Annotated in this window: 10 protein-coding genes; 9 read left to right on the plus strand and 1 reads right to left on the minus strand. The window is 73.1% G+C overall.

Annotated features, from left to right (window positions below):
- Window positions 1-123: 123 nt before the first annotated feature.
- The 5 genes from ACFWYM_RS35815 to nudC all read left to right on the plus strand — a co-directional run bounded on the left by ACFWYM_RS35815 (window position 124) and on the right by nudC (window position 10,423).
- On the plus strand, window positions 124-3,444 hold the full coding sequence (locus ACFWYM_RS35815) for an ATP-dependent helicase (protein ID WP_384846806.1): 3,321 nt from the start codon (window positions 124-126) through the stop codon (window positions 3,442-3,444).
- 153 nt (window positions 3,445-3,597) lie between these two features.
- Window positions 3,598-4,299 carry a hypothetical protein gene (locus ACFWYM_RS35820; RefSeq protein WP_384846808.1) on the plus strand — a complete coding sequence of 234 codons (702 nt, stop codon included), beginning with the start codon at window positions 3,598-3,600 and terminating at the stop codon, window positions 4,297-4,299.
- Between the two features lie 72 nt (window positions 4,300-4,371).
- On the plus strand, window positions 4,372-7,953 hold the full coding sequence (locus tag ACFWYM_RS35825) for a UvrD-helicase domain-containing protein (protein WP_384846810.1): 3,582 nt from the start codon (window positions 4,372-4,374) through the stop codon (window positions 7,951-7,953).
- A 10-nt stretch (window positions 7,954-7,963) separates the two neighbouring features.
- Window positions 7,964-9,376 (plus strand): dipeptidase, encoded by a 1,413-nt coding sequence (locus ACFWYM_RS35830; protein WP_384846812.1) that lies wholly within the window; start codon window positions 7,964-7,966, stop codon window positions 9,374-9,376.
- A 99-nt stretch (window positions 9,377-9,475) separates the two neighbouring features.
- Window positions 9,476-10,423 (plus strand): NAD(+) diphosphatase, encoded by a 948-nt coding sequence (gene nudC / locus ACFWYM_RS35835; protein WP_384846814.1) that lies wholly within the window; start codon window positions 9,476-9,478, stop codon window positions 10,421-10,423.
- A gap of 93 nt (window positions 10,424-10,516) precedes the next feature.
- Here nudC and ACFWYM_RS35840 read toward each other — a convergent pair whose 3' ends face one another.
- Window positions 10,517-10,771, minus strand: a complete 255-nt coding sequence (locus ACFWYM_RS35840) for a mycoredoxin (protein ID WP_384846816.1) — start codon at window positions 10,769-10,771, stop codon at window positions 10,517-10,519.
- Window positions 10,772-10,862: 91 nt separating this feature from the next.
- Here ACFWYM_RS35840 and ACFWYM_RS35845 point away from each other — a divergent pair, with 91 nt between their 5' ends.
- The 4 genes from ACFWYM_RS35845 (at window position 10,863) to ACFWYM_RS35860 (ending at window position 14,484) form a co-directional block, all read left to right on the plus strand.
- On the plus strand, window positions 10,863-13,121 hold the full coding sequence (locus ACFWYM_RS35845) for an ATP-dependent DNA helicase UvrD2 (RefSeq protein ID WP_384846832.1): 2,259 nt from the start codon (window positions 10,863-10,865) through the stop codon (window positions 13,119-13,121).
- Between the two features lie 165 nt (window positions 13,122-13,286).
- Window positions 13,287-13,622, plus strand: coding sequence for a hypothetical protein (locus ACFWYM_RS35850; RefSeq protein WP_384846818.1), 336 nt, complete (start codon window positions 13,287-13,289; stop codon window positions 13,620-13,622).
- Window positions 13,623-13,792: 170 nt separating this feature from the next.
- Entirely contained in the window at window positions 13,793-14,161 is a 369-nt protein-coding gene (locus ACFWYM_RS35855; protein ID WP_384846820.1) for a WhiB family transcriptional regulator, read from the plus strand.
- Entirely contained in the window at window positions 14,158-14,484 is a 327-nt protein-coding gene (locus tag ACFWYM_RS35860) for a hypothetical protein (RefSeq protein WP_384846822.1), read from the plus strand. The genes ACFWYM_RS35855 and ACFWYM_RS35860 overlap by 4 nt, the downstream gene beginning before the upstream one ends.
- The last annotated feature ends 113 nt before the right edge of the window (window positions 14,485-14,597 follow it).

The raw sequence follows: 14,597 nt of genomic DNA on the forward strand, positions 1-14,597 counted from the left end.
CCAGGACCGGCGATCCACGTGAGCTCCCCTTCTTCCGTCCGGCACTCCCGGCACCCGTCGCACCTCCCGGTACGACAGGGGACTGCGGGTGCCTACCGACTGGTGCGTACCCCGCCGGCCACGATGGATCCCCCTCGTCTGGACGCACGTCAGCGGGCGGTGGTTGACCACGGCGCCGGTCCTCTCCTCGTGCTCGCCGGGCCGGGGACGGGCAAGACGACGACGCTGGTGGAGTCCGTCGCGGCCCGCGTCGCCCGGGGAGCCGACCCCGCGCGCGTGCTGGTCCTCACCTTCAGCCGCAAGGCCGCGGTGGAGCTGCGCGACCGCATGGCGCTGCGCATCGGGGCCGCCCGTGCCCCGCAGGCGACCACGTTCCACTCGTTCTGCTACGCCCTGGTCCGCGCCCACCAGGACAGCGAGCTGTTCGTGGAGCCGCTGCGGCTGCTGTCGGGTCCCGAACAGGACGTGGCGGTGCGGGAGCTGCTCGCGGGCCAGATCGACCTGGAGGCGGCGGGTCTCGCGCACGTGCGCTGGCCGGACGAGCTGCGGGCCTGTCTGACGACGCGCGGCTTCGCCGACGAGGTGCGCGCGGTCCTCGCCCGCAGCCGCGAGCTGGGCCTCGGCCCGGAGGCCCTGGGCGCCTTCGCCGCGCGCACCGGCCGCCCCGACTGGGGCGCCGCCGCCACGTTCCTCGCCGAGTACCTCGACGTCCTCGACCTCCAGGGGGTGCTCGACTACGCGGAGTTGGTGCACCGTGCGGTGCTGCTCGCGCAGCGCCCCGACGTCGCGCGCGTGCTGGGGCAGCGGTACGACGCCGTGTTCGTGGACGAGTACCAGGACACGGATCCGGCGCAGGTGCGGCTGCTGCAGGCGCTGGCGGGGGGCGGCCGCAGCCTGGTCGCCTTCGGTGACCCGGACCAGTCGATCTACGCGTTCCGGGGCGCGGACGTGAACGGCATCCTGGAGTTCCCGGCCCACTTCCCGCGCGCGGACGGCACCGAGGCGCCGGTCGAGGTCCTGACGACGTCGCGCAGATCGGGCGCGGGCCTGCTCGCCGCGACCCGCGTGATCACCCGGCGGATGCCGCTGACCCGGCTTCCTTCAGGCGCCGTCCGCGCCCACCGCGAACCGGCGGCCACCAGGGAGGGCGGCCGGGTCGACGTGTTCACGTACCCGACGGCGGGCGCCGAGCTGGACAACATCGCGGACATCCTGCGCCGGGCGCACCTGGAGGACGGGGTCCCCTGGAGCGAGATGGCCGTCCTGGTGCGCGCGGGCGCCCGCACGATACCGGCGGTGCGCCGGGCCCTCTCGGCGGCGGGCGTCCCCCTGGACATCGACGGCGACGACATCGCGCTGCGCCACGAACCGGCGGTGACCCCGCTGCTGACGGCGCTACGGGCGGTGGCGACGGCGGCGGTGGCGGTGGCGGGTACAGGCTCCCAAGAAGGTTCCGAAGAGGACTCCCAAGAGGGCTTCCAGGAGGGCTTCCAAGAGGGCTCCCAGGGGGACGGCACCGCACCCTGCTGGCTGGACACCGAGACCGCCCTCACCCTCCTCACCTCCCCCCTCGCGGGCATGGACGCCGCCGATCTGCGCCGCCTCGGCCGGGCCCTGCGCGAGGAGGAGCGGGCCGCGGGCAACCATCTGCCGCCGCCCTCGGACGAGTTGCTGGCCCGCGCGCTCGCTGAGCCGGAGCGCCTGGTCGCGCACGACCCGACGTACGCCAGGGGCGCCCAGCGGCTCGGCGCGCTGCTGCGCAAGGCACGCGAGGGCCTCGCGGGCGGCGGTACCGCCGAGGAGGCGCTCTGGGGGCTGTGGGACGGCACCCCGTGGCCGCGCCGCCTGGAGCGCATGGCGCGGCGCGGCGGCGCGGCGGGCCGCAACGCCGACCGCGACCTGGACGCGGTGTGCGCGCTGTTCGCGGTCGCGGCGCGGGCGGAGGAGCGCACCGGCGGCCGGGGCGCCCTCAACTTCCTGGCGGAGATCGAGGCGCAGGACATAGCGGCGGACACGCTCACCCGCCGCGCGGTGCGCCCCGACGCCGTGCGCCTGATGACGGCGCACCGCTCCAAGGGCCTGGAGTGGCGGCTCGTCGTGGTCGCAGGGGTCCAGGAAGGGCTCTGGCCGGATCTGCGCCGTCGTGGCTCCCTGCTGGAGGCCGACCGCATCGGGCGGGACGGGCTGGCCGAGCCCCTCACGCCCGGAGCGCTCCTCTCCGAAGAGCGCCGCCTGTTCTACGTGGCCGCCACGCGCGCGCGTGAGCGTCTCGTCGTCACCGCCGTCAAGGCGCCGGCGGACGACGGCGACCAGCCGTCGCGCTTCCTCACCGAACTCGGCGTCGAGCCCAAGGACGTGACCGCCCGCCCCCGTCGTCCGCTGTCCGTCGCCGCGCTCGTCGCCGAGCTGCGCGCCACCACCGTCGACCCCCGCGTCTCGGACGCCCTGCGCGAGGCCGCCACGCAGCGCCTGGCCCGGCTCGCCGCCCTCAGCGACACGGACGGCCGCCCCCTCGTGCCGTCCGCGCACCCCTACCGCTGGTGGGGCATGGAGGAGCCGACGGCCGCCGCGGTGCCGCTGCGGGACCGGGACAAGCCGGTCGTGCTCTCCGGAAGCGCGCTCGACCAGCTCGCCAACACCTGTGCGCTGCAGTGGTTCCTCGGCCGCGAGGTGAAGGCGGACGCGCCCGCGACCGCCGCGCAGGGCTTCGGCAATGTCGTGCACGTCCTCGCCGACGAGGTCGCGTCCGGCCGCACCCCCGCCGACCTCGCCGTCCTCATGGAGCGGCTCGAATCGGTCTGGGACGCGCTGGCCTTCGACGCCCCCTGGAAGTCGGCCCAGGAGAAGGAGCACGCGCGCGTGGCGCTCGAACGCTTCCTCCAGTGGCACGTGATGGACCGCGCGGCCCGCACCCCGGTGGCGAGCGAGCACGACTTCGACGTGACGCTCGAAGCGGGTGCCTATGAAGTACGCGTACGGGGTTCCATGGACCGCGTCGAGCGGGACGGTGAAGGCCGCGCCTACGTAGTGGACTTCAAGACCGGCAAGCAGGCCCCGAGCGCCGCCGACGTCGCCCGCCACCCGCAGCTCGCCGTCTACCAGCTCGCCATCCAAGAGGGCGCCGCCGACGAGGCGTTCGGCGGCGTGCGCCCGGAGCCCGGCGGCGCGGAGCTCGTCCAGCTGCGCCAGGCGGCGGCCAAGCGGGACGGCGGCGAACAGTTCCCCAAGGTGCAGGCGCAGGGCCCGCTGACCGGCCCCGAGGGCGGCCCGGCGGAGGGAGCGGGGGAGGAGGGCTCCGGGGAGTGGATCGGCGAGCTCCTCGCCACCGCCGCGGGCAAGGTCCTCGACGAACGGTTCACGCCCACCACCGGCCAGCACTGCACCCACTGCGCCTTCCGCGCCTCGTGCAGCGCGCGCTCGGAGGGGCGGCAGGTCGTGGAGTGACGATCAGGTCACGGGGCACTCGTGGCAATTCTCACGTCCGGCCGCCCGCACCCATAGCACTGTCACAGCCGATCTAAGGTCTTCGTGAAGCTGAGCGGGCCGGACCGTGGGTGCACGGTCCGGCCCCGCACTTTCCTGAGGAGACAGACAGACATGGCAGCCAACCGGAAGCTCCTGGCAGTGGCCGTCGCCTGTGCCGCCGCCGTAGTCGGCGTCACGGGCTGCAGCAGTGACGGCGACAAGGACCCCTTCGAGGGCATGAGCGCCAAGGAGATCGCAGACAAGGCGGCCGACGCCTCCAAGGGCGCGGGCTCCTTCCGCGTGACCGGAGAGGGCAAGCAGGCGGACAAGTCCGTCAAGGTCGACTTCTCGGTCGCCAAGTCCGGGGACTGCACGGGCAAGACCGACGCCGGCGACAAGGGCGTCGGTGAGCTGCTCGTGTCCGGCAAGACCCAGTACGTGAAGGGCGACGAGGCGTTCTGGAAGAACTCCATGGGCAGCAGCGCCGCCGCGGGCAAGCTCGCCGGGAAGTGGGTGAAGACGCCCAACGAGAAGCAGGAAGGCACCTGCAGCGCGGATCAGATGTTCCAGTCCAAGAAGCTGAAGAACGTCAAGCGCGAGAAGGACTCGGACGTCAACGGCAAGAAGGCGGCCGTCCTGACCAAGAACGAGTCGGGCAAGAAGACCACCTTCTACGTCGCCGCCGAGGGCAAGCCGTACTTCCTGAAGGTCGTCACCTCCGACAAGGAGGGCCCGGGCACGATGTACTTCACCGACTACGGCAAGCCCGTCACCGTGAAGGCCCCGCCCGCCGACCAGGTCGCTGACCTCAAGGAGGTCATGTCCGGCTCCTGACGCCGGGCGCACCGCGGCCACTGACTCCCGGGCCCGCCCCGCTTGTCAGTGGCCGCCGCTAGCCTCTCTCTCGTGTCACCTCGCATCACCGATCCCGAGCAGCTCAAGGAGCTCCTCGGCATCCCGTTCACCCCGGAGCAGACGGCCTGCATCACGGCGCCGCCCGCCCCGCAGGTGATCGTGGCCGGAGCCGGCTCGGGCAAGACGACGGTGATGGCCGCCCGCGTGGTCTGGCTCGTCGGCACCGGCCAGGTCGCCCCCGAGCAGGTCCTCGGCCTGACGTTCACGAACAAGGCGGCGGGCGAGCTCACCGAGCGGGTCCGGCAGGCGCTCATCAAGGCGGGCGTCACCGACACCGAGACACTCGACCCGGACGATCCCCCGGGCGAGCCCGTCATCTCCACGTACCACGCCTTCGCCGGTCGCCTCCTGACCGACCACGGCCTGCGCATCGGCCTCGAGCCCACCGCCCGCCTCCTCGCCGACGCCACCCGCTTCCAGCTCGCCGCGCGCGTGCTGCGCGAGGCCCCCGGCCCGTATCCCGCGCTCACCCGCTCCTTCCCGGACCTCGTCAGCGACCTCCTTGCGCTCGACAGCGAGCTCGCCGAGCACCTGGTGACCCCCGAGCGCCTGCGCGCCCACGACGCGGAGCTGTTGCGCACCCTGGAGGGCGTCAAGCTCACCAACGCCGATCTGCGCAAGGTCCCCGAGGCGGCCGCCGCCCGGCGCGAGCTCGCCGAACTCGTCGGCCACTACAGAAGCGCCAAGCGCGCCCGCGACCTCCTCGACTTCGGCGACCAGATCGCCCTGTCCGCGACGCTGGCCCGCACTCGCCCCGAGGTCGGCGAGATCCTCCGGGACGAGTTCCGCGTCGTGCTCCTGGACGAGTACCAGGACACGTCGGTGGCCCAACGCATCCTCCTGGCGGGCCTGTTCGGGGGCGGCACGGGCCATCCGGTGACCGCCGTCGGCGACCCCTGCCAGGCGATCTACGGCTGGCGCGGCGCCTCCGTGGCCAACCTGGACGACTTCCCCGAGCACTTCGCGTACGCGGACGGACGCCCCGCCGCCCGCCACGCGCTCAGCGAGAACCGCCGCAGCGGCGGCCGCCTCCTCGACCTCGCCAACGGCCTGGCGCAGCCGCTGCGCGCGATGCACGCGGGCGTGGAGGCCCTGCGCCCCGCCCCCGGAGCCGAGCGCGACGGAGTGGTGCGCTGCGCCCTGCTGCGCACCCACTCCGAAGAGATGCGGTGGATCGCCGACTCGATCGCCCACCTCGTGGCCACCGGCACCGCCCCCGGAGAGATCGCCGTCCTGTGCCGCACGGCGACCGACTTCGCCGAGATCCAGGGCGCCCTGGTCGCCCGCGACATCCCCGTCGAAGTCGTGGGCCTGTCCGGCCTGTTGCACCTCCCCGAGGTCGCCGACCTGGTCGCCGTCTGCGAGGTGCTCCAGGACCCGGGGGCCAACGCCTCGCTGGTGCGCCTCCTCACCGGCCCGCGCTGGCGCATCGGCGCCCGCGACCTCGCCCTCCTGGGACGCCGCGCCCGCCTCCTCGTACGGCACGGGCACGCCGCACCCGACGACCCGGACCGCCGTCTCGCCGAGGCCGTGGAGGGCGTGGACCCGGCCGAGGTGATATCGCTCGCGGACGCCCTCGACACCTTCCTGGAGCCCTCCTTGGAGGGGCGCACGGGCGGGCCGGACGACGACGGGCTGCCGTTCTCGCCGGAGGCGCGCGTGCGGTTCGCCCGCCTCGCCGCCGAACTCCGCGATCTGCGCAGGTCGTTGGCGGACCCCCTGATGGACGTGCTGCACCGCGTCCTCGCCGTCACCGGCCTGGAGGTGGAGCTGTCCGCGTCCCCGCACGCGCTGGCCGCCCGCCGCAGGGAGACCCTCGCCAACTTCCTCGACGTCGCCGCGTCCTTCGCCGCCGACTCCGCCGACGGAAACTCAGCCACCCTCCTGGGCTTCCTGGCCTTCCTGCGCACCGCCGCCCAGTACGAGAAGGGCCTGGACAACGCCCTGCCGGGCGGCGAGAACACCGTCAAGGTGCTGACCGCCCACAAGTCCAAGGGCCTGGAGTGGGACGTCGTCGCCGTCCCCGGACTCGTCACGGGCACCTTCCCCAGCACCCAGGGCCGCGAGAAGTGGACCGCCCAGGGCAAGGTCGTCCCGCACGCGCTGCGCGGCGACGCGGCCACGCTGCCCGACATCGAGGCGTGGGACTCCAAGGGCATGAAGACCTTCCACGAGGCGATGAAGGACCACCAGCACACGGAGGAACTCCGCCTGGGCTACGTCACGTTCACCCGCCCCCGCTCCCTGCTCCTGGGCTCGGGCCACTGGTGGGGCCCCACCCAGAAGAAGCCGCGCGGCCCCTCGGACTTCCTGACGGCGCTGCACGACCACTGCGCGGCCGGCCACGGGGAGATCGAGGCATGGGCCGACGAGCCGGGCGAGGACGAGGAGAACCCCGCCCTGCACGAGCACGCGGCGGAGCACGCCTGGCCGCTGCCGCTCGACGCGACCTCCCTGGCCCGCCGCCGTGCCGCCGCCGACACCGTCATGGCCCACCTGGACCGCATGGCGGCCCACTCGCACGATGAGCTGCACCCCTCTGTGTCGCCCGCCGCCGCCCACGACTCCGAAGCGGCGTACGACCCGGAGTGGCCGCCGCCGGAGGACGAACCGCCCTATGACGAGGACGAGTTCACGGCAGGGCCGGAGCCGGACGCGGCCGAGGACTGGGACGCGCTCCCCACGACCCGCCCGGCCCCGCTCACCCAGCCGCCGCACCAGGGCACACCCCCGCGCGAGCCACACCCCGGCATGCCCTCGCGCGCGGAGACCCCCGAGCCCCAGGCGGCCCCCCACGCGCGCGTGCCGCATCCCACCACGCCCCTCACTCCGGAGGAGACCCGCACCCTCACCTCCTGGGACCGCGACCTGGAAGCCCTCGCCGGCGAGCTCCTGCGCGCTCGTGACGGCGTGCGCGACGTGCCCGTGCCCGCCTCGCTCACGGCCACCCAACTGCTGCGCCTGGCCGCCGACCCGGACGGCTTCGCCCGCGAACTCGCCCGCCCGATGCCCCGCCCACCGCAGCCCGCGGCCCGCCGGGGCACCCGCTTCCACGCCTGGATCGAGGCCCGCTTCGAGGAGCTGCGGCTGCCGATGCTGGACCCGGACGACCTGCCCGGCGGCGCCCCGGACGAGGCGGAGATCGCCGACGAGCGCGACCTGGAAGCCCTCAAGGAAGCCTTCGAGCGCAGCGCGTACGCCCACCGCACCCCCCACCGCGTCGAGGCACCCTTCCAGCTGGAGATCGCGGGCCGCGTCATCCGGGGCCGCATCGACGCCGTCTACAAGGAGGGCGACGGCGCCGACGCCACGTACGAGATCGTCGACTGGAAGACGAGCCGCACCCACAGCGCCGACCCGCTCCAGCTCGCCGTCTACCGCCTCGCCTGGGCGGAGCGCCACGGCCTGCCGCCGGAGGCGGTGACGGCGACCTTCCTGTACGTGCGCAGTGGCGAGACCGTCCGTCCCAGGTCGCTCCCCGGCCGGGCCGAGCTGGAGCGCCTCCTCCTGGAGGAGCCCGCGGACGGGGCGCCCGGAGAGGCTCCGGACGGGTCCGCTCCGGGGGCCGGATAGGCTCGTGAGCATGAGCCAGTCCGTTGACAACGCCGTCAGCGATGTCCGTCGGTACATCGAGAACCACCGCGCCGCCTTCCTCGACGACCTCGCCGAGTGGCTGCGCATCCCCTCCGTGTCGGCCCAGCCCGAACACGCGGGGGACGTCAGACGCAGTGCCGAGTGGCTCGCCGGATCCCTCAAGGAGACCGGCTTCCCGACCGTCGAGGTCTGGCAGACGCCGGGCGCGCCCGCCGTCTTCGCCGAGTGGCCCGCGGCCGACCCGGAGGCCCCCACGGTCCTCGTCTACGGCCACCACGACGTGCAGCCCGCGGCCCGCGAGGACGGCTGGGACACCGAGCCCTTCGAGCCCGTCGTCCGCGGTAACCGCCTCTACGCGCGCGGGGCGGCCGACGACAAGGGCCAGGTCTTCTTCCACACGCTGGGCGTCCGCGCCCACCTCGCCGCGACCGGCCGCGGCGCGCCTGCCGTCCACCTCAAGCTGCTGATCGAGGGCGAGGAGGAGTCCGGCTCCCCGCACTTCCGTGCGCTGATCGAGGAGCGCCGCGAGCGCCTCACCGCCGACGCGGTGATCGTCTCGGACACCGGCATGTGGTCCGAGGACACCCCGACCGTGTGCACCGGCATGCGCGGCCTCGCCGAGTGCGAGATCCAGCTGTACGGGCCCGACCAGGACATCCACTCCGGCTCCTTCGGCGGCGCCGTGCCCAACCCGGCCACCGCCGCGGGCCGCCTCGTGGCCGCCCTCCACGACGAGCACGCGCGCGTGGCGATCCCGGGCTTCTACGAAGGCATCACCGAACTGACCGAGCGCGAGCGCGAACTCTTCGCCGAGCTGCCCTTCGACGAGGCCCAGTGGCTGCGCACCGCGAAGTCGCACGCCGCCCACGGAGAGGCCGGCCACACCACCCTCGAGCGCATCTGGGCCCGCCCCACCGCCGAGGTCAACGGCATCGGCGGCGGCTACCAGGGAGCGGGCGGCAAGACGATCGTCCCCTCGTCCGCGCTCCTGAAGCTGTCCTTCCGGCTCGTCGCGGGCCAGGACCCGGCCCGGGTCGAGGAGGCCGTCGCCGCCTGGGTGGCCGACCAGCTGCCCGCCGGGATCCGGCACACGATCGCCTTCAGCGCCGCCACCCGCCCCTGCCTGACCCCGCTCGACCACCCCGCGCTCCAGTCCGTCGTACGGGCCATGGGGCGCGCCTTCGAGCAGGAGATCCGCTTCACGCGCGAGGGCGGCTCGGGTCCCGCCGCCGACCTCCAGGACGTGCTCGGTGCACCCGTGCTCTTCCTCGGCATCTCCGTACCGTCCGACGGCTGGCACGCGCCGAACGAGAAGGTGGAGCTCGATCTGCTCCTCAAGGGAGTCGAGACCACCGCCTACTTGTGGGGCGATCTCGCGGAGCACTGGCGCGATGCACACTGAAGCCGCGCCCGCCCCGTCGCACCTGCCCGGCCCGTCCGCACCGGCCGTCCTGCCCGTCCTGCTGAACCACCCATTCCACCGGGGGAGTTGGAAGCACCTGTGACCACCTGGACCGACCGCACAGCCGACCGTCCCGTCTCGCTCACGGAGCCGAGCGGCATCGACCGGGCGGCGCACCACCGCCTCGACGAGGCATGGCTCGCCGCCGCCTGGAGCCATCCCACGACGCGGGTCTTCGTGGTCTCCGGCGGCCAGGTGCTCATCGACGAGACGCCGGACGGCGCCACCGAACTGGTGATGACGCCCTCCTTCGAGGCGCCCCTCACCGAGGCCCACCGCTACTTCCTGGGCACGGACGACGACGGCGTCAGCTACTTCGCGCTCCAGAAGGACACCCTGCCGGGCCGCATGGACCAGTCGGCGCGCCCCGCGGGCCTGCGCGAGGCGGGGCTGCTCCTGTCGCCCCGGGACGCGGGCCTGATGGTGCACGCCGTCGCCCTGGAGAACTGGCAGCGCCTGCACCGCTTCTGCTCGCGCTGCGGCGAGCGCACCGTCATCGCGGCGGCGGGCCACATCCGCCGCTGCCAGGCGTGCGGCGCCGAGCACTACCCGCGCACCGACCCCGCCGTGATCATGCTGGTCACGGACGACCAGGACCGCGCCCTCCTCGGCCGCCAGGTGCACTGGCCCGAGGGCCGCTTCTCGACCCTCGCGGGCTTCGTCGAGCCGGGCGAGTCCATCGAGCAGTCGGTGCGCCGCGAGGTCTGGGAGGAGGCGGGCGTCGTCGTCGGCGACGTCCAGTACGTCGCCAGCCAGCCCTGGCCGTTCCCCTCCAGCCTGATGCTGGGCTTCATGGCGGACGCCACGTCCTCGGAGATCAACGTGGACGGCGAGGAGATCCACGAGGCGCGCTGGTTCTCGCGCGACGACCTGCGCGCCGCGTTCGCCTCCGGCGAGGTCCTGCCCCCGTACGGCATCTCGATCGCCGCCCGCCTCATCGAGCTCTGGTTCGGCGAGCCCCTGCCGAAGCCTGGCACGGTCGGCTGAACCGCTCGGCAGAGGCCCGGACACAGGAGACCCCGACCCGCCGTCACGGCTGGTCGGGGTCTTTCGGTGCGCGAGAGGGAGCGCGAGCGGCGATCAGGCGCCGAGGGCCTGCTTCACCTGGGCGAGCGAGGGGTTGGTCATGACCGACTCGGTGCCCTGCGGGGAGACCACGAGCACGGTCGGCACCGTCTGGTTCCCGCCGTTCGCCTTCTCGACGAAGGCCGCGGACTCCGGGTCCTGCTCGATGTTGATCTCGTCGTACGCGATGCCCTCGCGGTCCATCTGGCCCTTCAGGCGGCGGCAGTAGCCGCACCAGGTGGTGCTGTACATCGTCACAGTGCCCGGCATTTCTCGCGCTCCTTTGTTGCTCGGGTGCGTCATCGCACTGCTGAAGAACGTACGTGACCCGGCCACCATTCCCGCATTAGTACGACTGCAACTGTCTCCCTGTGGACAAGCGCCTCGCCCGCCCCCGGGGACCTGGCAGCATGGCGGGGTGACAGCAGCAACGCACTCCTCCCTCTTCCCGCAGGTTCCGGACTCTGCCGACGCGGTGCTCGACGGGCTCGACCCCGAGCAGCGCGAGGTGGCGACCGCCCTGCACGGACCGGTGTGCGTGCTCGCGGGCGCGGGGACGGGCAAGACGCGCGCGATCACACACCGCATCGCCTACGGGGTGCGGGCCGGGATCCTCCAGCCCGCCAGCGTCCTCGCCGTCACGTTCACCAACCGCGCGGCGGGCGAGATGCGCGGCCGCCTCCGCCAGCTCGGCGCCACCGGAGTCCAGGCCCGCACCTTCCACTCCGCCGCCCTCCGCCAGCTCCAGTACTTCTGGCCGAAAGCAGTCGGTGGCCCGCTGCCCCGCCTCGTCGAGCGCAAGATCCAGCTCGTCGCGGACGCGGCGGCCGCCTGCCGCATCCGCCTCGACCGGAACGAGCTGCGGGACGTCACCGGCGAGATCGAGTGGTCCAAGGTCACCCAGACCGTCCCCGCGGACTACGCGGCGGCCGCCGCGAAGGCGGGCCGCGACGCCCCCCGCGACCCCGCCGAGATCGCCCAGCTCTACGGCGCCTACGAGGAGCTGAAGCGCGACCGCTCCGTCATCGACTTCGAGGACGTGCTGCTCCTCGCCGTCGGCGTCCTCCAGGACCGCCATGACATCGCCGAGCAGGTCCGCTCCCAGTACCAGCACTTCGTGGTGGACGAGTACCAGGACGTCAGCCCGCTCCAGCAGCGCCTCCTGGAGCTGTGGCTCGGCGACCGCGACAGCCTCTGTGTCGTCGGCGACGCGAGCCAGACGATCTACTCGTTCACCGGCGCGACCCCCGACCACCTCCTGAACTTCCGCACCCGCCACCCGGGCGCGACGGTCGTCAAGCTGGTCCGGGACTACCGCTCCACGCCCCAGGTCGTCCACCTCGCCAACGGCCTGCTCTCCCAGGCCCGCGGCCGCGCCGCCGAGCACCGCCTGGAGCTGATCTCCCAGCGCGACCCCGGCACCGAGCCGGTCTACACGGAGTACACGGACGAACCGGCCGAGGCCGAAGGCGCCGCCCGCCGCATCCGCGCCCTCCTGGCCGACGGCGTGCCCGCCAGCGAGATCGCCGTCCTCTTCCGTACGAACTCCCAGTCCGAGATCTACGAGCAGGCCCTCGCCGACGCCGGAGTGCCCTACCAGCTCCGGGGCGCCGAGCGGTTCTTCGAGCGCCAGGAGGTGCGGGAGGCGGGCGCCGCCCTGCGCGGAGCCGCCCGCTTCGGCGCCAATGACTCCCTCCTGGACGACGCCGTCGACCTGCCCTCACAGGTCCGCGCGGTCCTCTCGACGAAGGGCTGGACGACCAACCCGCCCGCCGGATCCGGTGCGGTGCGCGACCGCTGGGAGTCCCTCGCCGCCCTGGTGCGCCTCGCCGAGGACTTCGCCCGCGCCCGGCCGGAGGCGACCCTGACCGATCTGGTCGCCGAGCTCGACGAGCGGGCGAGCGCCCAGCACGCCCCCACCGTCCAGGGCGTCACCCTGGCCTCGCTGCACGCCGCGAAGGGCCTGGAGTGGGACGCCGTGTTCCTGGTCGGCCTCGCCGAAGGCATGATGCCGATCACATACGCCAAGACGGACGAGCAGATCGAGGAGGAGCGCCGCCTCCTGTACGTCGGCATCACCAGGGCCCGGCTCCACCTCTCCCTGTCGTGGGCGCTCTCCCGCTCGCCGGGCGGGCGGCCGAACCGTCGGCCCAGCCGGTTCCTGGACGGGCTGCGGCCGGGCTCGGGCGGCGCCGGGTACCGCGCCGCGGGGGGCGCGGGCGGCATCGAGCGGGGCAGCGGGGGCGAGGCGCCCGCAGGTGCCCGGCCCCGGCGGCGGGGGAGCAGGAGTCCGGCCAGGTGCCGGGTCTGCGGCCGCACGCTCACCGAGGCGGGCGAGATGAAGCTGATGCGCTGCGAAGACTGTCCTTCGGACATGGACGAAGGACTCTACGAGCGCCTGCGGGAGTGGCGATCGGGCCAGGCGAAGCTCCTGGGGCAGCCGCCGTACTGCGTCTTCACGGACAAGACCTTGATCGCCATCGCCGAGGCCGCACCGGACGAAGAGGGCGACCTGGCCCGCATCCCCGGCGTCGGTGTCCGCAAGCTGAACCGGTTCGGCGCCGATGTCCTCGCCATCTGTGCAGGTCAGGAGCTTGGAGCAGACGACGAGAGCAACTGATTCAAACTCGTCGAAAAAATAGTTTGCGCATGCGCGAGGAAGACCCATAGGTTCTTAAGCACGGGAACGGCGGCTTCTCTGAAGCCACCGCCCCGTGCTGTACTTGTTCAGACCGCAGAACCGGCCCCGGCCGGTTCCCGAGACGCCGAGAGGAGGCGAATTCCAGTGATCAGCATCAACGAGAGCTTCACCAGCACCGTCAAAATGACCGATCGCTCGGTCGTCGCTTCCTGCCTGCTCGGCTTCTCGAACCTGGGCACCGGTCTGTCCAGCGGCATTGCCATCGCCGCCCCGCGTCCGATGTCCGCCCTGCCTCTCTCGGGCCTTCCCGTCCGCGAGGGCAATGAGCGACCGACCAAGGCACTGGAAGCAGTAGCGAAGGCGCAGGCCCCTGCCTATGCCTTTGCGGCAGCCGGTGCCGGATCCCGCAAGCAGCAGACGACGCAGCACCACACGATGTGGGCCTTCCGTGGGCTCGAACCCTGGAGTGATCCAGCCTGATCTCGGCATCAGGCCGGCGCCTTCAGGGCCGCGGAACCCCACCAGGGATCCGCGGCCCTTCTGTTTTCCCCAAAACGGGGACGACGGAGCGAAGGGGCCACAGCAAGACCCGGTACCAGCCGCCAACCGGCCGACCCAGGCCGGAACGACCAGACGAGGAAGAACTCACCGTGCAACTCGAAGCGCACGCCCCGTCCGTACCGCCTTCAGAGACGAACCCCCCGCCCGTGCCTACGGAGGACCCGACCTTGACTCCCCTCACCGCGCTCACCGCGCTCGACGACGCCATCGAGAACCTCGGCGTACCCGTCCCCTGCCGTGCCTACGACCCGGAGGTCTTCTTCGCGGAGTCGCCGGCGGACGTCGAGTACGCCAAGTCCCTCTGCCGTACCTGCCCGCTGATGGAGGCATGCCTCGCCGGCGCCAAGGAGCGGCGTGAGCCGTGGGGCGTCTGGGGCGGCGAGCTCTTCGTCCAGGGTGTGGTCGTTGCCCGCAAGCGGCCGCGTGGTCGCCCGCGCAAGAACCCGGTCGTGGCATGAGCACCGCCGGAACGATCGATCGCCCCCTGACGCACGACCCCCAGAAGCAGGCCCCGATGAAGGCAGCAGCCACCAGCGAACCCGCGGGTTCCGCTACCTCGGACTTCACCACCACCGGCGCGACCGACTCGCGTCAGAACAGGACCCGTGAGATGCAACTCATCCCAGAAGCCATGGCTCGTGCCCATATGCATGAGCGACTGCGCGAGGCCGAGGCGGACCGCCCGGCCCTGCGCCTGGTGGCCGCCCGCCGGATGCAGCGTCGCGCCGAGCGCGCGTCCCTGCGTGCCCGGCGTGCGCTCGCCATCGCGGTCATGCAGTAAGCGCCCGGGCCGCCCACGGCGGCCGGGCCATGCGCCCCGGCGCACAGACAGCGCAGCAGTTCCCACCGCGGGGGCCGGTCCGAACAGTCCGGACCCCAGCGTGCCGTGGTGCG

The sequence above is a fragment of the Streptomyces sp. NPDC059009 genome (assembly GCF_042740175.1).
In the GTDB taxonomy this organism is placed as follows: Bacteria; Actinomycetota; Actinomycetes; order Streptomycetales; family Streptomycetaceae; genus Streptomyces.

Excerpts from the sequence above, each read along its gene's own strand:
- ACFWYM_RS35830 (WP_384846812.1), top strand. The coding sequence starts at position 7,964 with ATGAGCCAGTCCGTTGACAACGCCGTCAGCGATGTCCGTCGGTACATC.
- ACFWYM_RS35815 (WP_384846806.1), top strand. The coding sequence starts at position 124 with ATGGATCCCCCTCGTCTGGACGCACGTCAGCGGGCGGTGGTTGACCAC.
- ACFWYM_RS35820 (WP_384846808.1), top strand. The coding sequence starts at position 3,598 with ATGGCAGCCAACCGGAAGCTCCTGGCAGTGGCCGTCGCCTGTGCCGCC.
- ACFWYM_RS35860 (WP_384846822.1), top strand. The coding sequence starts at position 14,158 with ATGAGCACCGCCGGAACGATCGATCGCCCCCTGACGCACGACCCCCAG.
- ACFWYM_RS35840 (WP_384846816.1), bottom strand. The coding sequence starts at position 10,771 with ATGCCGGGCACTGTGACGATGTACAGCACCACCTGGTGCGGCTACTGC.